This is a genomic window from Acetohalobium arabaticum DSM 5501 (assembly GCF_000144695.1).
Taxonomy (GTDB): Bacteria; Bacillota; Halanaerobiia; order Halobacteroidales; family Acetohalobiaceae; genus Acetohalobium; species Acetohalobium arabaticum.
The window spans coordinates 1,159,316-1,175,146 of sequence record NC_014378.1; the positions used below are offsets into that span (position 1 = coordinate 1,159,316).

Sequence of the window (15,831 nt, forward strand, 5' to 3'; positions counted from 1 at the left end):
ATGAGGAGGCAGAAGAGAATGAAATCAGATTTTTTAACAGAATTGGAATCGGAAGTTTTATTATTTGATGGGGCCATGGGAACGCAGCTACAGCAGGCAGGATTGGGGACAGATACGGCCCCTGAAGCATGGAATTTAGAGAATCCAAAAGCAATTAAGAAGATTCATAAGAGTTATCTAGCAGCAGGCAGTAGAGTAATTCAGACCAATACCTTTGGTGCCAATTGTATAAAGTTAGGAAAGTACGACCTAGAGGATAAAGTTACAGAGATTAATCAGGCAGCAGTAGAGATAGCTAAAGAGGTGCAGAAGGACGGCTATGTAGCCGGTTCTATAGGGCCGTTGGGTAAGTTATTTGCTCCTATGGGGACTCTAACCTTTAGAGAAGGTGTTGATGTCTTTGCTGAACAGATTAGAGCCTTAGTTAATGCAGGAGTAGATGTAATCAGTTTTGAGACTATGAATGATCTTCAGGAGCTTAGGGCAGCAGTAGTTGCAGCTAAAGAAGTAACCAGTGAGGTGCCGATCATAGCCCAGATGACCTTTGATGAAAATTTGCGGTCTTTAAGCGGAACCAATCCTCAGATAGCAGCAACAGTTCTGGACTCTTTAGGAGCTGATATTATTGGTGCTAACTGCAGTCTAGGGCCGCAGGGTTTATTGGAGGTATTGAAGGCATTGAATCGAACTACTGACAAACCGATAATTATTCAGCCTAATGCTGGGCTGCCTGAAATAGTAGATGGTGAGACAGTATACCAGCAGTCGCCAGAGGAGATGGCTGAGTATATAAAGAGATTTGTTCAGGAAGGTGCAAATATTATTGGTGGCTGCTGCGGAACATCTCCAGAGCATATTAAGGCTTTTGCCGAAAAGCTTAGTCGGTTAGAGCCTAAAAGATCTGCAGCTGATAAGAAGTTCAGATTAGCCAGCGGTATGGAGTTAGTTGAGTTAAGTGAAGACAGCAGAAGTCTAATGATTGGAGAACAGATTAATACTGACAGCGATAAAAGATTAACAGAAGAGATTAAAGACCAGGTGGAAGCTGGTGCCCAGGTTTTAAATATCAATGTAGATGGAACAGATATTGATGGAGTAGAGATACAGCAGGTAGTAGAGAGGGTTCAGAAGACTTCCCGGGCATCGATGGCCATTGATACTGCTGATATAGAAGTGTTAGAAGCTGGCCTGGAAGCATTTGTTGGTAAAGCCTTGATTAATTCAGTTACCGGCCGAGAAGAGGATTTAAATAGGATTTTACCTCTGGCTAAGAAGTATGGTGCCGGCTTAATCTGTTCAACAGTGGATGATGATGGTATTCCTGGTACTGCTGAAAAAAGAGTTGAGATAGCCAAAAGGATCAAACAGCAGACCGGGGAATACGGTATTGCTCCAGAAGATCTATTGATTAATCCAGTAGCTGTAACTGTTAGCAGCCAACAGGAAGCAGCAATTGAGACACTACAGGCTATAAAGCTAATTAAGGAACATCTGGATTTGAAGACGGTACTGCAGGTTGATAATATTTCCGATAAGTTGCCTAAAAGACTGCTTTTAGATCGAACCTTTATATCTATGGCATTAGGCTATGGTTTGGATGCTTATATAATTGATCCTTTGAATGAAGAAATAAGAGAGACAATTTTAGCTGCGGAAGTTTTAGTAAACAGAGACCGAGATGCTGAAAGATATATTACCGAATTTTAAAATGATCTGTTATCACTTTCTTGTAATATTTTATTTATAGTTTGAAAAACTAATTAATAGCAGACTATTACAAGGGAGTGAAACAATGAAAGAATACAATAATATCTCTGGAGTCACCTGTGATTCACGGAAGGTTGGGGCTGGTGATGCTTTTGTAGCAATTGAGGGTTTTGAGGATGATGGAAATAAATATATAGATGATGCTGTCAAGCAGGGAGCTGAAGTGGTCTATACTGAACGGGAAATAGACCACAGAGAAGTACAGGTAGTTAAAGTTGATAATGCCCGCAAGATTTTGGCCCAATTGGCCAATCAGGTTTATAATTCTCCATCAGAAAGTTTGGAGCTAGTAGGAGTAACAGGTACCAATGGTAAGACAACAACTACTCATTTGATTGAGAAATTATTTTCTGGTTATGGATTTACAACCGGTTTAATTGGAACTGTAAAGATTAAGCTAGGGGATAAGGTTGAAGAAGCAGATTTAACTACTCCTGGTGCTGATCAGATATGTAATTATATGGATAAAATGGTAGATAATAATGTAGATATTGCAGCAATGGAGGTTTCTTCTCATGGAATAAAACTGCATAGAGTTGAAGGACTGGATTTTGATATAGTAGTGTATACTAATTTAACTAAGGATCACTTGGATCTACATGAGGATTTTGAAGACTATTTAGCAACTAAAAAAGAGTTATTTAAACAGGCAGGAGAGGAAAGTACAGCCTTAATCAATCTAGATGATGAGTATGCTGACCGTATTATGTCAGGGTTATCGGCTGAGGTAATTACTTATGGATTTAGCGATAGAGCAGATATACAGGTTACCGAAGCCAGTTATGATGCTGGAGGCAGTAGATTTAGAATTGAAAGTAGCTTAGCTTCTCCTCAGCAGTTTGAGATAGAATTAAATCTGTTGGGGAGACATAATATCTATAATGCGTTAGCAGCAGCAGCTGTCGGTTTAATTTATGGATTAAGTGTTGAAGAGATTAAAGCGCAATTAAAGGAATTTAATCCTTTCTTTAGACGATTAGAAGTTATTTATGATGATAAGTTTACTATTATTGATGATTGTGCCCATAATCCCGGTAACTACAGAGCAGTCTTTGAAACAATTAAAGAATTGGATTATGATAGACTATATATTATAAATGCAATTAGGGGTAACCGAGGTATAACAGTGAGTAGAGAAAACGCAGAAATAATTAGCAAATATATTCCTGATTTAAATCTGTCTAAATTATATATTACTAGCTGTGAAAAATTGGCCAATAAGTATGATGTAGTCTCCGATGAAGAAAGAGAGGTATTTCTTTCCACCCTATGTGATTCTGGACTGGAATTTGAATATTTTGATTATCTGCATCCCTGTCTTAATCAGACACTTAAACAAGTAAAAAGCAATGACCTTATAATATTGTTAGGCGCCCATGCCATGGACCAGGCTGCTGATTTAATCTTAAATTTGATCAATAATAATAATTAAATTGATATTTTGTGATTTCTCCTACTGCAAAATAAATTTCTAACTTTTTTAAGTTAGATTTAATAAAAGGAAGGGAAACTTTCTTTTTTATATAATTAATATAGTAACTTATAAAAAAGTCACTTATGACCAAATAATAATACAAGGAGGTAAATAAAAATGAGTAATTACAAAGGAAAGTTAAATCGACAGTTTCCAGCTAAAATAAGCACTACTGCTTTTACTTCGATCTATATTTTACATTTACTAAAAAATAATGACCATCTGTATGGACAGAAGATACTGGATATGATTAATGAGCAGATGGATGCTAGATGGCAGCCGTCAAGAGGAATGGTATATCCTCTGTTACGGGAAATGGAAGATCAGGGTTATGTGGAAAGCTGGTGGTCAGAACCTGATAAGCGTTCGATTAGATATTATCGCTTAACTGAGAAAGGAGCGGAGCATTTAGAAAAGATGAAGATAAAGTATAAAAGTTCCTTTAGAGAAGCAAGAAAGATTATTGACACAGCTATAGATGAAATCTATCAGGGCAATATTTAAGATAATGTGAAATCATTTATTTTATAAACATATTTTTTGAAAAAAGAGAGACAATAATTATCAGCAGGGAATTAAATCTTTAATTCCCTGCTGATTTTTTATTTATTGATTAATATTGAGCAGATTTAATCAGGAGTGTTGAAAAGTGCTTGATAATTTAATTGATAATGGTAGGATAGGTACTATGTTTGGCCGGACAGTATTTATTTATATTTTTACTTTATTAGCAGTTAGATTAATGGGTAAAAGAGAAGTAGGGGAGTTAACTCCATTTGATTTAGTAGTTTCCCTAATGATAGCTGAAGTTGCAGCAGTTGTAATTGAAGAGCATCAGGCTCCTATGATACATGCTATTATTCCTATTATTACTTTATCGGGATTACAAATTCTAATTTCTTTTATATCATTAAAGAGTGAAACACTGAGACGGTTTTTAAATGGTAGTCCCAGTATCTTAATTAAGAATGGTGAAATTATTGAGGAAGAGATGAAATCATCTCGTTATACTATTCATGATTTGTTAAGTCAACTTAGAGAAAATGGCATCTTTAATATTAAAGATGTAGAATTTGCTATTTTAGAAACCAGTGGTGATTTGACTGTTATTCCTAAATCCCAAAAACGAGCAGTTACTCCTGAAGATTTAAATATTGATACTGAATATGAAGGAATTCCTACTATTTTAATTAATGATGGAAAAATAAATCATAGTAATCTGGAAAAGATAGGTATGAGTAAAGAATGGCTTTTGAATGAATTAAAAGAACATAGGGTAGAAAATATAGAGGATGTCTTGGCAGCTATTTTAGATACCACTGGAGAGTTATATGTTACTACCAAAAATGCTGATAAACTTAGTGAAAGAATAATGGATACGATTCCTGATAAATTCCAGTAATGAAATTACTTGGCTGGGTTAATTTTTAGAAAAGCAGGAATAATAAAGATAAACTATCACTAAAATAGGAGGTATCAGGAATGGAAGAAGATAATATTCCTCCGCTTGATGAATTAGACCAAGAGACTATCGAAACAGTTGAGAATTATAATCCTGATGATGCAGAATTAGGTGAGGATATCAGTGCTGAAATAATTGAAGAAGCCCAGGATATAAGTCCTGATGATTATGATATCCATGATGAACTGTCGGAATCAATTAAAGAAAAGAAGCGGGATTAAAATGTGGAATTGAGGTGAGGATAGTGGCAGAAATTGAATGTCACGTGCAGAACTGTATTCACCAGAAGGATGAATCCTGTATGCTGGATAAGATTGAAGTTTATTGTGATGATAATAGCCCTTATACTACTAGAGCTGCAGGAACTAAATGCCGTAGTTTTAGGAGAGAATAGAATAATAAAGTGCCCTGGTTTCTCAGGGCACTTTATTATATTTTAGAGTGATAATTATTGATTATCGTTATTTAAATTAGCTCTAGAATTATGGTATACTATAATTAATGTAGAAAGGAGGAAGTGAATTGAATTTAAAACTAGATTTTTATAAACAAGATGCAGTAACTTTGGCTAAGAATTTGCTGGGTAACTTATTAATTCGAAGGATCAAAGATAAAGAGATAAGAGTTAAAATAGTAGAAACAGAAGCTTATGTAGGTCCTGAAGATAAAGCCTGCCATGCCTATCAGAATAAAAAGACCAAACGGACTAAAGTCATGTTTAAACGTGGGGGACATAGTTACGTGTATCTTATATATGGTATACACCACTGCTTCAATGTAGTCACTGCATCAAAGGGGAAGCCGGAAGCAGTTCTAGTACGGGCAGTAGAACCGATTGAAGGCTGGGATTTAATTAGGCAGAATCGCCAAATTAAGAGTAACAAAGATGAAGACTTAACCAATGGTCCGGGTAAATTATGCCAGGCACTTGAGATAGATAAAAGTTTGAATGGACATGATTTAGTTAAAGGAGAGAAAATTTGTATAGCAGATAATAATCAAAGCTATAATATAGCTGCAGATAAAAGGATAAATATAGATTATGCAGAAGAATATAAAGATAAGTTGTGGAGGTTCTATATAAAAGATAATTCATTTGTATCTAAATAATTAACTTTGGGGGTAAGAAAAATGTCAGCAGAAGAAAGAAGGGAAGAAATTCTTAATCTTTTATTGACTAAGGAGAAACCGATTACTGGTTCTGATTTGGCCGAAAGATTTGATGTAAGTAGACAGGCTATTGTACAGGATGTTGCTCTGCTTAGAGCTAAAGGAGAAGAAATTTTGGCTACCTCTCAGGGATATGTTGTTCCACAGCAGAACAGTAAAATGGTAGTAAGAACAATTGCCTGTAAGCATAATGGAGATGAAATAAGAGGTGAACTGGAGACAGTAATTAAGTACGGCGGACGGGTTAAGGATGTGATAGTTGAACATCCGATCTATGGTGAGTTAAAAGGCTTTTTAATGGTTCAGTCTAAAGAAGATTTAAATACATTTATGAAGAAGTATAAGCAGGATTCAGTTAAACCGCTATTAACTTTAACTGAAGGGGTTCATCTCCATACTATTGAAGCCTTAAATGAAGAAGTATTAAACTTGATTGAAGAAAAATTAGAGGAGAAGGGTTATTTACTTGAATAATTCACTAATTATTTTTTACCATCAGCTGTAAAGACACTTGACATTACATATGTCAGACTATACAATTAAGTTAACAAAATTAGACAGTTATAAACCAATTAAATTAGTTGCAAAAGTAGAGGGGGAAGGTCTAAATGACTAAGTTAGAAGCTGAGATAGATAGTTTAAAGCGAACTAGAAATGCTGTTATTTTAGCCCATAATTATCAACCTGATAAAGTGCAAGCAATAGCTGATTATACTGGAGATTCCTTAGGATTAAGCCGTCAGGCTGCAGAGACTGAAGCAGAGGTGATAGTCTTTTGTGGAGTTGATTTTATGGCTGAAAGTGCAGCAATTCTGTCGCCGGAGAAGAGAGTTTTACTACCGGCCTATAATGCTGGATGTCCTATGGCTGAGATGATTACTGTAGAAGCACTGCAAAATAAGAAACGTCAGTATCCTCAGGCAGTAGTTGTCTGTTATGTTAATTCTTCTGCTGCTATCAAGGCGGCTAGTGATATCTGTTGTACTTCTTCGAATGCTGTTGAGATAGTAAAAGGGATTGCTAGTGAAGAGATTATCTTTCTGCCGGATAAAAACTTAGGTAAGTATGTAGCTTCTCGAACGGATAAGGAGATTATATGTTGGGATGGATTCTGTCCTACTCACCACCAAGTGAAAGCTGATGATGTGGCCAAGGTTAAAGAAGCATATCCGCAGGCACCAGTGATTGTCCATCCTGAATGCAGAGTTGTAGAAGAATTCTACATGCCGGCGGTGATGCTACTGGAGCTGAAGTGCATAGTACATTAACTGAAGAGGTGCTTGCTCAGCCAGCAATTGAGTTAGAATCAGATATATTTGCTATTGATCTTTTGACTCATGATAGTCGCTGTTGTGGATTATTAGCTTATGATTATCAAGAACAGGATTATGTAATTTACTTAGCTAAAGCAGTAATTTTAGCTACCGGCGGAGTAGGTCAGCTATATCAGGCTACATCGAATCCTGAAGTGGCTACTGGTGATGGAATAGCTATGGCTTATCGGGCAGGAGTAGAGGTGATGGATCTGGAATTTATGCAGTTCCATCCTACTACTTTAGAATTAGCTACTAAGTCTAACTTTCTTATTTCTGAGGCTGTGAGGGGAGAAGGTGGAGTTTTACGTACTGAAAGCGGAGAACGATTTATGCCGGAGTACCATCACTTGGCTGAACTGGCTCCTCGTGATATAGTAGCTAGAGCTATTGAAGCTGAAATAAGAAAGAGCAGTCTAGATTATGTTTATTTGGATGTAACTGATTTTGAGGTTGACTTTATTAAACAGCGCTTTCCGACTATCTACTCTAGCTGTCTGGAAGAAGGGATTGATATCACTAAAGATTATATTCCGGTGGTTCCGGCAGCCCATTATTTAATGGGGGGCATTAAGACGGATACTACTGGTGCAACTAGCCTGACTGGTTTATTTGCCTGTGGTGAGACTGCTGGGTTAGGTGTTCATGGTGCTAATCGCTTAGCCAGTAACTCGTTGTTGGATGGATTAGTATATGCTAAGCGGGCTGCTAAAGAAGCTGTGGAATATAGCCAGAATTTAAAGCTGGATTACAGCAGCTTAAGTATTAATTATCAGCATCAGTCTCCTATAGAATCTGGATTAGCTGATTGTAAAGAAGAGCTTCAGCAGCTGATGACAGACCAAGTAGGTATTGTCCGAAGTGCAGATGGTTTACAGAAGGCGGAGGCTAGATTAGAGCAGTTAACAGCAGCTTTAATTAAGGATTACTCTTATCCTAGAGAGTTTGAAGTACAGAATTTATTGATTATTGCGTACTTAACTGTCAAAGCAGCATTACTTAGAACAGAGAGCAGAGGAGCTCATTATCGTAAGGATTATCCAGATAGCAAAACCGAATGGAAGAAGCATATCATACTTCAGAAGAATAGAGGAGGTGAAGAGGATGGAATTGAATTTGAATAGACAGCAGATATTAAGGATGATAGATGATGCATTGGCTGAAGATATAGGAACAGGGGATTTGACTACGGAAGCAGTAGTTGATTCTACACAACAGGTGCAGGGAGAGTTAATAGCTAAAGAGGAAGGGGTAATTGCGGGTTTAGCTGTGGCAGGGTTGATATTTGAGAGACTTGGTGCCAAAATTGATTATCAACAACAGATAGAAGAAGGAGTAAGGGTTAGACCGCAGACTGTAATTGCTACTATTTCGGGTTTGGCAGCGCCAATTTTAACCGGGGAAAGAGTAGCACTTAATTTCTTACAGCGATTATCAGGGATTGCTACTAAGACAGCACAGTATGCTGAATTGGTAGCCGATTATGATGTTCGTATTGTTGATACCCGCAAAACAACACCGGGGCTTAGAATGTTAGAGAAGTATGCAGTGAGAGTTGGCGGCGGTTTTAATCACCGTTGCGGCCTCTATGATGCAGTCTTGATTAAGGATAATCATATTCAGGTAGTAGGTAGTATAACAGAAGCAGTAGAACAGGCTAAAGAAGGAGTACCGCATACAGTAAAGATTGAAGTAGAAGTAGAAACATTAGCTGAAGTTAAAGAGGCTTTAGCCAGTGGTGTTGATATTATTATGTTGGATAATATGCCGCCAGAGCTGATGGAGAAAGCAGTGGGGTTAATTGCTGGGCAGACAGTAACTGAGGCTTCAGGCGGTATAACGGCTGAGACAATTAAAGAAGTGGCCCAGGCAGGGGTTGATATTATCTCACTGGGGACTTTAACCCATACTATTTCAGCATTGGATATCAGTCTTAGGTTAGGGAGTGATAATAATGATAGGCCAAAAGGTTAAGAGATTTTTAGCTGAAAAGAATATTGAATTATCATTAGAAAGGTACGGTATTCAGGCATTAGGAGCTATGGCCCGCGGTTTATTTGCTTCATTAATTGTAGGATTAATTTTGAAAGTATTGGGCCAGCGGTTAGGTATTCCGCTGTTAGTGGAATTCAGCAAGACGGCTATGGATATGATGGGGCCGGCCATTGGAGTGGCTGTTGCTTATGGTTTAGAGGCACCACCGCTGGTTATCTTTACTTCAGTGGTAACTGGGGCAGCAGGAGCAGAGTTAGGCGGTCCAGTAGGGGCTTTTATTTCAGCAGTGATTGGAGCAGAGTTTGGAAAGGTAATTTCGAAAGAGACAAAGTTAGATATTGTAATTACTCCCAGTGTAGTGATTATCACTGGATTACTGATGGCTAAGTTTGTTGGGCCGGGTATTGATGCTTTTATGAAGGGACTTGGCCAGGTAATTATGAGAGCAACAGAACTGCAGCCGATTCCAATGGGGATTATTGTTTCAGTTTTGATGGGGATGGCATTAACCTTGCCTATCAGTAGTGCAGCTATTGGATTGATGCTGAGTCTAAGCGGTCTGGCAGCAGGAGCAGCTACTGTCGGCTGTAGTGCTCAGATGATTGGATTTGCGGTAATTAGCTGGCGAGAGAATGGTTTCGGAGGTTTAATTAGTCAAGGATTAGGAACTTCTATGTTACAGATGCCGAATATCGTTAGAAATCCTTATATCTGGATTCCGCCGACATTAAGTGGAGCTATTTTGGGACCGATAGCAACTACAGTGATTCCTATGGAGAATATTCCTATTGGCTCTGGAATGGGAACTGCTGGATTGGTAGGTCAGTTTGGTACTATTGAAGCTATGGGAATGGAAGCATTAGGTTCAATTATTATATTACATTTTATATTACCGGCTATTTTAAGTTTAGTAATTGCTGAACTTATGCGTAAGTGGGGACTGATTGGAGCAGAAGATTTATTATTGGAATTATAAAGCTAATTGAGATAATCAGGGTTTTATAGTTAAATATATTTAAATTGTTAAATTATTGTTGAATAAGAAGGTGTTTAATTACTATTATTGAATAACAGTAATATAGATAGGATAATAGAAAAAATATTTAATACAGTTGGTAATATTTTTTAAAAGACGACGTAAGTATTTATAGAGATAGAAAGCTGGAAGTATATTAGAGGAGGATTAATTTGAAAGATAAATCTAATGTTGCTTATTTCTGTATGGAGTACGGACTTAATGAGGAATTACCGATTTATTCTGGAGGACTAGGAGTTTTAGCTGGAGATTATCTTAAGGCTGCCGATGACTTAGACTTACCGCTAGTTGGAATTGGTATTCTCTGGGACCAGGGATATACTCATCAGTATATTGGTGAAGATGGTAGACCTTATGATACCTTTCCTACATTTGATTTTGATGAATATTTACAGGATACTGGTGTTACTGTAACAGTTACTGTTGATGGAGAAGAAGTTAACTGTAAAGTGAAATTATTAGAACGGTATGATAATGCTCCGCTTTATTTATTAGATACCAATATTTCCGATAGCAAACATAGCTGGATTACCAGTAAATTATATGATGGAGATGAATATGACCGTATAGCTCAGGAGATAGTTTTAGGAATTGGTGGTGTGCGGGCTTTACGTGAACTTAATATTAATGTTGATAAGTATCACTTCAATGAAGGCCATGCTGTTTTTGCTGGAGTTGAATTGATTCGAGAAAAGATGGAAGCAGGAATGTCTTTTAGTGAAGCTAAGGAAGCGACGCGAGAAGAGATTGTTTTCACTACTCATACTCCTGTTGAAGCAGGGAATGAAGCCCATGATCATGGATTATTACGGAGGTTAGGAGTTTATAATAGTTTAGATTATGAAATGATGGAAAGTATTGGAGGGAATCCGTTTAATATGACAGTAGCTGGTTTGAAATTATCATCAGTTACTAACGGTGTTTCTAAACTACATGAACAAACGACTAAAGAAATGTGGGAAGATGTAGAAGACAAAGCACCAATTACCGGGGTTACCAATGGAGTTCATGCTAATACTTGGCAGGATGAACGAATGAAGGATGCTTATGAAGCTGGTGAAGATCTCTGGCAGCCGCATTCTGAATTAAAACAGGAGTTAGTGGATTATATTGCAGGAAACCATTATTATGGAACCCAATTAGATACTAATACTTTAATTATTGGTTTTGCCCGGCGAGCTGCGGAATATAAGCGTTGGCAATTAATTTTTGAAAATGAAGAAAAGATTGCACCTTTGTTAGAAGAGAGAAAGCTTCAGCTTGTCTTTTCTGGTAAAGCACATCCTGATGATGAATTAGGTAAGGATATTGTTCAAAGTCTAGTTCAAATTGAACAGAGATATAAAGGTAGTGTTGTCTTTTTAGAGAATTACAATCTAGGTGTTGCCCAGAAGATGATAAAGGGGTGTGATGTCTGGCTTAATAATCCTCGCCGTCCTTTGGAAGCTAGCGGTACTTCCGGTATGAAAGCAGCTATGAATGGAGTTTTGAATTTAAGTGTAGTTGACGGCTGGGTTGGTGAAGGAGTAGAACATAATGTTAGCGGCTGGTTGATTGATGAATTACTGCCTGATATTAGTCAGCTAAATGATGACCAACAGGATGCAGAAGCATTATATAAGATTATCTATGATGAAATATTACCTACTTATTATGAAGACCGTGATAAATGGAAGAAGATGATGCGGGCAAGCATTGATATGTCCCAGGAAAAGTTTTCTGCTCAGCGAATGATTAAAGATTATTATACTAGAATTTATAATCCAAAGTAATATAATAAAAATTAATTAATAATTAAATTTGAAAGTAATTTTAGTGTAGATTTCATTATCCCTAATCATATAAATGAGATTAGGGATTTACTTGTATAGAGTAAGATTATTTCTATTTTAAATATATTTTTTACTTGAATTGTAATAAAGAGAGTTAAAAAGACATAGGATAGTGATTGTGTGATGATATTTTTTATTTTTAATGATTTAAAAAGGTAGGTGATATATATGTCAGAATCTAAAGAAAAAAAGTTATCTAAGCTACAGAAAGAATCTATACAGGGAGATAGTGAGCTCAGTAGTTTTAGTCAACAGAATGAGGAGAAGAATCAGCAGCATAATTTACAGCAGGTTTTTGATGACGAATATGAGTTACCAGAAAGTTATGATCTAAATAGAATAGTATTACAAGTTAGAAATCCAGAATCCATTTATATTTATTGGGAGTATACTTTCGATAAGCTGCAAGATACTGCTATTCAAGCTGGATATGAAGATGTAAAGAAGGCACCATTGATTTTAAGAGTATATTGCTGTGGAGAGAATAATACAGAAGCAGAGTATTATGATATAAATATTACATTAGATCATAATGATTGGTATTTATATGATTTGAATCCAGACCATGATTATGAAGTTGAATTGGGAATTCTTAATGATAAATTTTATCCTATACTTAAGTCCAATCAGGTAACAACTCCCAGTAATAGTATCAGTGATAAGCTGGATGAAGAATGGATGACAGTTACAGAAAAATTAGAGGAAATATATACTTTAGCTGGAATAGATGAATTAGAAAGTTATAGCTCTGAGAATCTAATGCAGGAGATGACAAAAGAGATTAAACTATCTCATTTAAAAACAGGATATAGTTCTTTAGAAGTTTTAAAGAATTCAGATGAAGTAAGGTAATTACTAAAACTTAGAGGTGATGAAGCTTGTCAAAAAATAAAGGTTATTTATCATTAGTTTTACATGCCCATCTACCATTTGTACGTCATCCAGAACATGATAATTTTTTAGAAGAACGGTGGCTATATGAAGCAATTACAGAAACTTATATTCCATTAATTAAGCAGTTTGAGGAATTACATCAGAATGAAGTGGATTATAAGTTAACAGTCTCTTTAAGTCCTACTTTAATTTCCATGTTAACTGATGAATTATTACAGCAGCGGTATATTGACTATCTTGATCGATTGATTGGATTAACTAACTCTGAAGTTGACCGCACTTCAGACCAGCCCCAGATGAATCAGACAGCTAGAATGTATCTGGATAAATTTAAAGAGGCAAAAGAGATCTTTATTGGTTGGTATAATAAGGATTTAATTGCTGCTTTTAAAGAGTTTCAAGAATTAGGATATCTGGAGTTAATAGTCTGTGGAGCAACTCATGGTTATCTTCCGTTGATGGAAGAGTATCCTGAAGCGGTACGGGCCCAGATTGAATTAGCAGTTAATACCTATAAACAATATTTTGATCGAAAGCCAAAAGGAATCTGGTTACCTGAATGCGGTTATTATCCTGGATTAGATAAGATTTTAGCTGATTATAATCTCCGATTCTTTATTCTTGATACTCACGGTTTATTATATGCTACTCCTAGACCTAAATATGGAGCCTTTGCTCCTGTTTATACTGAATCTGGAGTAGCAGCTTTTGGCAGAGATAATCAATCTTCAGAGAAGGTCTGGAGTGCTGAAGAAGGCTATCCGGGTGATCATAATTATCGAGAATATTATCGTGATATTGGATTTGATTTATCTTTTGATTATCTACAGCCTTATATTCAGCAGGAAGTAAGAGTTAATACTGGGCTGAAGTATTATAAGATAACAGGAGAGGACAGTAATTTACAGGAGAAAGAACTGTATAACTATCAGAAGGCATTGGATAGAGCTAAAATACATGCTGAAGACTTTATTCAACAGCAGATAGAACAGATTGAAAAGTTAAATGATCTAATGGATAGAAAGCCGATGATTACTGCTCCGTATGATGCGGAATTATTTGGACACTGGTGGTATGAAGGGCCTAACTTTCTGAATTATTTGATTAGAAAGCTTGATAATGATCAGGAAGTGATAGAATTAATTTCGCCTGTGGAGTATTTAAAAGAGTATCCTGAGAACCAAGTCTGTGAACCTCCAATGTGTAGCTGGGGAGCTAATGGCTATAATGATGTCTGGGTAGAAGATAGTAATGCCTGGATTTATCGCCATCTACATCAAGCAGCAGATAAGATGATTGAACTGGCTACGGATTATGAAGAGCCGGATAGCCTAACGGAGCGAGCTTTAAATCAGGCGGCGCGTGAATTATTGTTGGCTCAGAGCAGCGATTGGGCATTTATTATGAAGACTGATACTATGGTTGAATATGCTGTTAAGCGGACTAAGAGCCATATACATCGCTTCTTTAATCTCTATAATCAGATTAAGATGGATGATCTTGATGTTGACTGGCTAGAAGAGTTAGAATATAAGGATAATATCTTTTCTGAGATTGATTATCGCGTATATAGTGAAGAGTATTAATGAGTATAATTATTTATAAAGAAGGAGAGATAGTATGGAAACTTTAGCTATGGTTCTAGCCGGAGGAAAAGGAAGTAGATTGGATATTCTATCGGCAGATAGAGCAAAACCTAGTGTTCCTTTTGCAGGAAAGTTTAGAATTATTGATTTTGCTTTGAGTAACTGTGTTAATTCTGGCATTTATGATGTTGGAATTTTGACTCAATACTTACCGAGATCACTTAATAGACATATCGGAATCGGCAAGCCTTGGGATCTTGATAGGCAGTTTGGCGGTGCAACATTATTACAGCCCTATACCGGAAAGAAAGGCGGTTGGTATCAGGGAACAGCCCATGCAATCTATCAAAATATCAATTATATTAAGGATATAGACCCTGAGTATGTAATTATTTTATCTAGTGATCATGTTTATAAGATGGATTATTCAAAAATGGTGAATTATCATAAAGAAAAAGGAGCAGATTTAACGATTGCAGTTAAACCGGTTTCTATGAAGGAGGCTAGCCAGTTTGGTATTTTAACTACTGATGAAGAAATGCAGATAAATGATTTCCAGGAAAAACCGGATAATCCCTCTAGTAATTTAGCTTCAATGGGGATTTATGTCTTTACTAAAGATGTTCTAGTTGGAAAACTGGAGGAGTTCTGTAATCAGGAAAATTCGGATTTTGGCCATCATATTATTCCTCAAATGATTGATCCGGATGATGTTTTTGCCTATGAATTTAATGGATACTGGCAGGATGTTGGAACATTGAAATCATACTGGGAGACCAATTTAGAATTAACGGACCTAGTGCCGGAGATGAATCTATATGATGATAACTGGAAGTTACTTACTCGCAGTGAGGAACAGCCACCGGTTAAGTTTGGTCCTAAGGGACAAGCAAGTAAGAGTTTAATCTCAAATGGAGCAATTATTAATGGGAAAGTAGAAAATTCAGTTATCTCTCCCGGTGTTTTTATAGAGGAAAATGTAGTAATTAAGGATTCTATTATCTGTAATGATTCAAAGATTAAACAGGGGACTGTAATAAACAAGAGCATAATAGATAAGGAAGTAATTATCGGATCAGAATGTCAGATAGGCTGCAGCGGTGAGAAAAAAGCAAATTTTGAACAGCCTGAAATATTACATAGCGGGTTAAATGTAATCGGGAAAGGGGCCGAAGTTCCAGCAGAAACCTGTATTGAAAAGAATTGTCGTATCTTTCCTTGGATTGAAGAAGATGATTTTAGAAAGAAAGCTATCCAAAGTGGAAGTACTGTTCGGCCGCAGACTTAGTATCTATAGTGGAG

At 36.6% G+C, this 15,831-nt stretch carries 16 protein-coding genes; all 16 read left to right on the forward strand.

Annotated features, from left to right (window positions below; translation table 11 throughout):
* Nucleotides 1-18 precede the first annotated feature (18 nt).
* The 16 genes from acear_RS05635 to acear_RS05705 all read left to right on the forward strand — a co-directional run bounded on the left by acear_RS05635 (nucleotide 19) and on the right by acear_RS05705 (nucleotide 15,817).
* A complete protein-coding gene (locus acear_RS05635; RefSeq protein WP_013278044.1) occupies nucleotides 19-1,707 on the forward strand; it encodes a homocysteine S-methyltransferase family protein in 1,689 nt (562 codons plus the stop codon).
* Between the two features lie 85 nt (nucleotides 1,708-1,792).
* Entirely contained in the window at nucleotides 1,793-3,199 is a 1,407-nt protein-coding gene (locus acear_RS05640; protein ID WP_013278045.1) for a Mur ligase family protein, read from the forward strand.
* A 159-nt stretch (nucleotides 3,200-3,358) separates the two neighbouring features.
* Nucleotides 3,359-3,745 carry a PadR family transcriptional regulator gene (locus acear_RS05645; RefSeq protein WP_013278046.1) on the forward strand — a complete coding sequence of 129 codons (387 nt, stop codon included), beginning with the start codon at nucleotides 3,359-3,361 and terminating at the stop codon, nucleotides 3,743-3,745.
* Between the two features lie 145 nt (nucleotides 3,746-3,890).
* Nucleotides 3,891-4,643, forward strand: a complete 753-nt coding sequence (locus acear_RS05650) for a YetF domain-containing protein (RefSeq protein WP_013278047.1) — start codon at nucleotides 3,891-3,893, stop codon at nucleotides 4,641-4,643.
* A gap of 80 nt (nucleotides 4,644-4,723) precedes the next feature.
* Nucleotides 4,724-4,924, forward strand: coding sequence for a hypothetical protein (locus acear_RS05655; RefSeq protein WP_013278048.1), 201 nt, complete (start codon nucleotides 4,724-4,726; stop codon nucleotides 4,922-4,924).
* Between the two features lie 23 nt (nucleotides 4,925-4,947).
* Complete coding sequence (locus acear_RS12340) at nucleotides 4,948-5,097, forward strand: DUF1540 domain-containing protein (protein WP_083771341.1); 150 nt, start codon at nucleotides 4,948-4,950, stop codon at nucleotides 5,095-5,097.
* A gap of 128 nt (nucleotides 5,098-5,225) precedes the next feature.
* Nucleotides 5,226-5,813, forward strand: a complete 588-nt coding sequence (locus acear_RS05660; protein ID WP_013278049.1) for a DNA-3-methyladenine glycosylase — start codon at nucleotides 5,226-5,228, stop codon at nucleotides 5,811-5,813.
* Nucleotides 5,814-5,834: 21 nt separating this feature from the next.
* Entirely contained in the window at nucleotides 5,835-6,347 is a 513-nt protein-coding gene (locus acear_RS05665; RefSeq protein WP_013278050.1) for a transcription repressor NadR, read from the forward strand.
* Nucleotides 6,348-6,481: 134 nt separating this feature from the next.
* On the forward strand, nucleotides 6,482-7,141 hold the full coding sequence (gene nadA, locus acear_RS05670; protein WP_049772657.1) for a quinolinate synthase NadA: 660 nt from the start codon (nucleotides 6,482-6,484) through the stop codon (nucleotides 7,139-7,141).
* Nucleotides 7,072-8,310, forward strand: a complete 1,239-nt coding sequence (locus acear_RS05675; protein ID WP_083771342.1) for an L-aspartate oxidase — start codon at nucleotides 7,072-7,074, stop codon at nucleotides 8,308-8,310. The genes nadA and acear_RS05675 overlap by 70 nt, the downstream gene beginning before the upstream one ends.
* A complete protein-coding gene (gene nadC, locus acear_RS05680) occupies nucleotides 8,291-9,160 on the forward strand; it encodes a carboxylating nicotinate-nucleotide diphosphorylase (RefSeq protein ID WP_013278051.1) in 870 nt (289 codons plus the stop codon). The genes acear_RS05675 and nadC overlap by 20 nt, the downstream gene beginning before the upstream one ends.
* Nucleotides 9,141-10,157: a PTS sugar transporter subunit IIC gene (locus acear_RS05685; protein WP_013278052.1), complete on the forward strand. Its 1,017-nt coding sequence runs from the start codon at nucleotides 9,141-9,143 to the stop codon at nucleotides 10,155-10,157. Before nadC ends, acear_RS05685 begins: the two co-directional genes overlap by 20 nt.
* Before the next feature lie 212 nt (nucleotides 10,158-10,369).
* Nucleotides 10,370-11,989, forward strand: a complete 1,620-nt coding sequence (gene glgP / locus acear_RS05690) for an alpha-glucan family phosphorylase (RefSeq protein ID WP_013278053.1) — start codon at nucleotides 10,370-10,372, stop codon at nucleotides 11,987-11,989.
* 228 nt (nucleotides 11,990-12,217) lie between these two features.
* Nucleotides 12,218-12,901 (forward strand): DUF4912 domain-containing protein, encoded by a 684-nt coding sequence (locus acear_RS05695; protein ID WP_013278054.1) that lies wholly within the window; start codon nucleotides 12,218-12,220, stop codon nucleotides 12,899-12,901.
* A 26-nt stretch (nucleotides 12,902-12,927) separates the two neighbouring features.
* Nucleotides 12,928-14,529, forward strand: a complete 1,602-nt coding sequence (locus acear_RS05700; RefSeq protein ID WP_013278055.1) for a glycoside hydrolase family 57 protein — start codon at nucleotides 12,928-12,930, stop codon at nucleotides 14,527-14,529.
* A 34-nt stretch (nucleotides 14,530-14,563) separates the two neighbouring features.
* Nucleotides 14,564-15,817, forward strand: a complete 1,254-nt coding sequence (locus acear_RS05705) for a glucose-1-phosphate adenylyltransferase (protein WP_013278056.1) — start codon at nucleotides 14,564-14,566, stop codon at nucleotides 15,815-15,817.
* Nucleotides 15,818-15,831 lie beyond the last annotated feature (14 nt).

What these genes read in the sequence shown, in the direction of transcription:
- acear_RS05655 (WP_013278048.1), top strand. Translation starts at nt 4,724, where the DNA reads ATGGAAGAAGATAATATTCCTCCGCTTGATGAATTAGACCAAGAGACT.
- acear_RS05685 (WP_013278052.1), top strand. Translation starts at nt 9,141, where the DNA reads ATGATAGGCCAAAAGGTTAAGAGATTTTTAGCTGAAAAGAATATTGAA.
- nadA (WP_049772657.1), top strand. Translation starts at nt 6,482, where the DNA reads ATGACTAAGTTAGAAGCTGAGATAGATAGTTTAAAGCGAACTAGAAAT.
- acear_RS05675 (WP_083771342.1), top strand. Translation starts at nt 7,072, where the DNA reads ATGCAGAGTTGTAGAAGAATTCTACATGCCGGCGGTGATGCTACTGGA.
- acear_RS05635 (WP_013278044.1), top strand. Translation starts at nt 19, where the DNA reads ATGAAATCAGATTTTTTAACAGAATTGGAATCGGAAGTTTTATTATTT.
- acear_RS05640 (WP_013278045.1), top strand. Translation starts at nt 1,793, where the DNA reads ATGAAAGAATACAATAATATCTCTGGAGTCACCTGTGATTCACGGAAG.
- acear_RS05705 (WP_013278056.1), top strand. Translation starts at nt 14,564, where the DNA reads ATGGAAACTTTAGCTATGGTTCTAGCCGGAGGAAAAGGAAGTAGATTG.
- acear_RS05695 (WP_013278054.1), top strand. Translation starts at nt 12,218, where the DNA reads ATGTCAGAATCTAAAGAAAAAAAGTTATCTAAGCTACAGAAAGAATCT.
- acear_RS05665 (WP_013278050.1), top strand. Translation starts at nt 5,835, where the DNA reads ATGTCAGCAGAAGAAAGAAGGGAAGAAATTCTTAATCTTTTATTGACT.
- acear_RS05645 (WP_013278046.1), top strand. Translation starts at nt 3,359, where the DNA reads ATGAGTAATTACAAAGGAAAGTTAAATCGACAGTTTCCAGCTAAAATA.
- nadC (WP_013278051.1), top strand. Translation starts at nt 8,291, where the DNA reads ATGGAATTGAATTTGAATAGACAGCAGATATTAAGGATGATAGATGAT.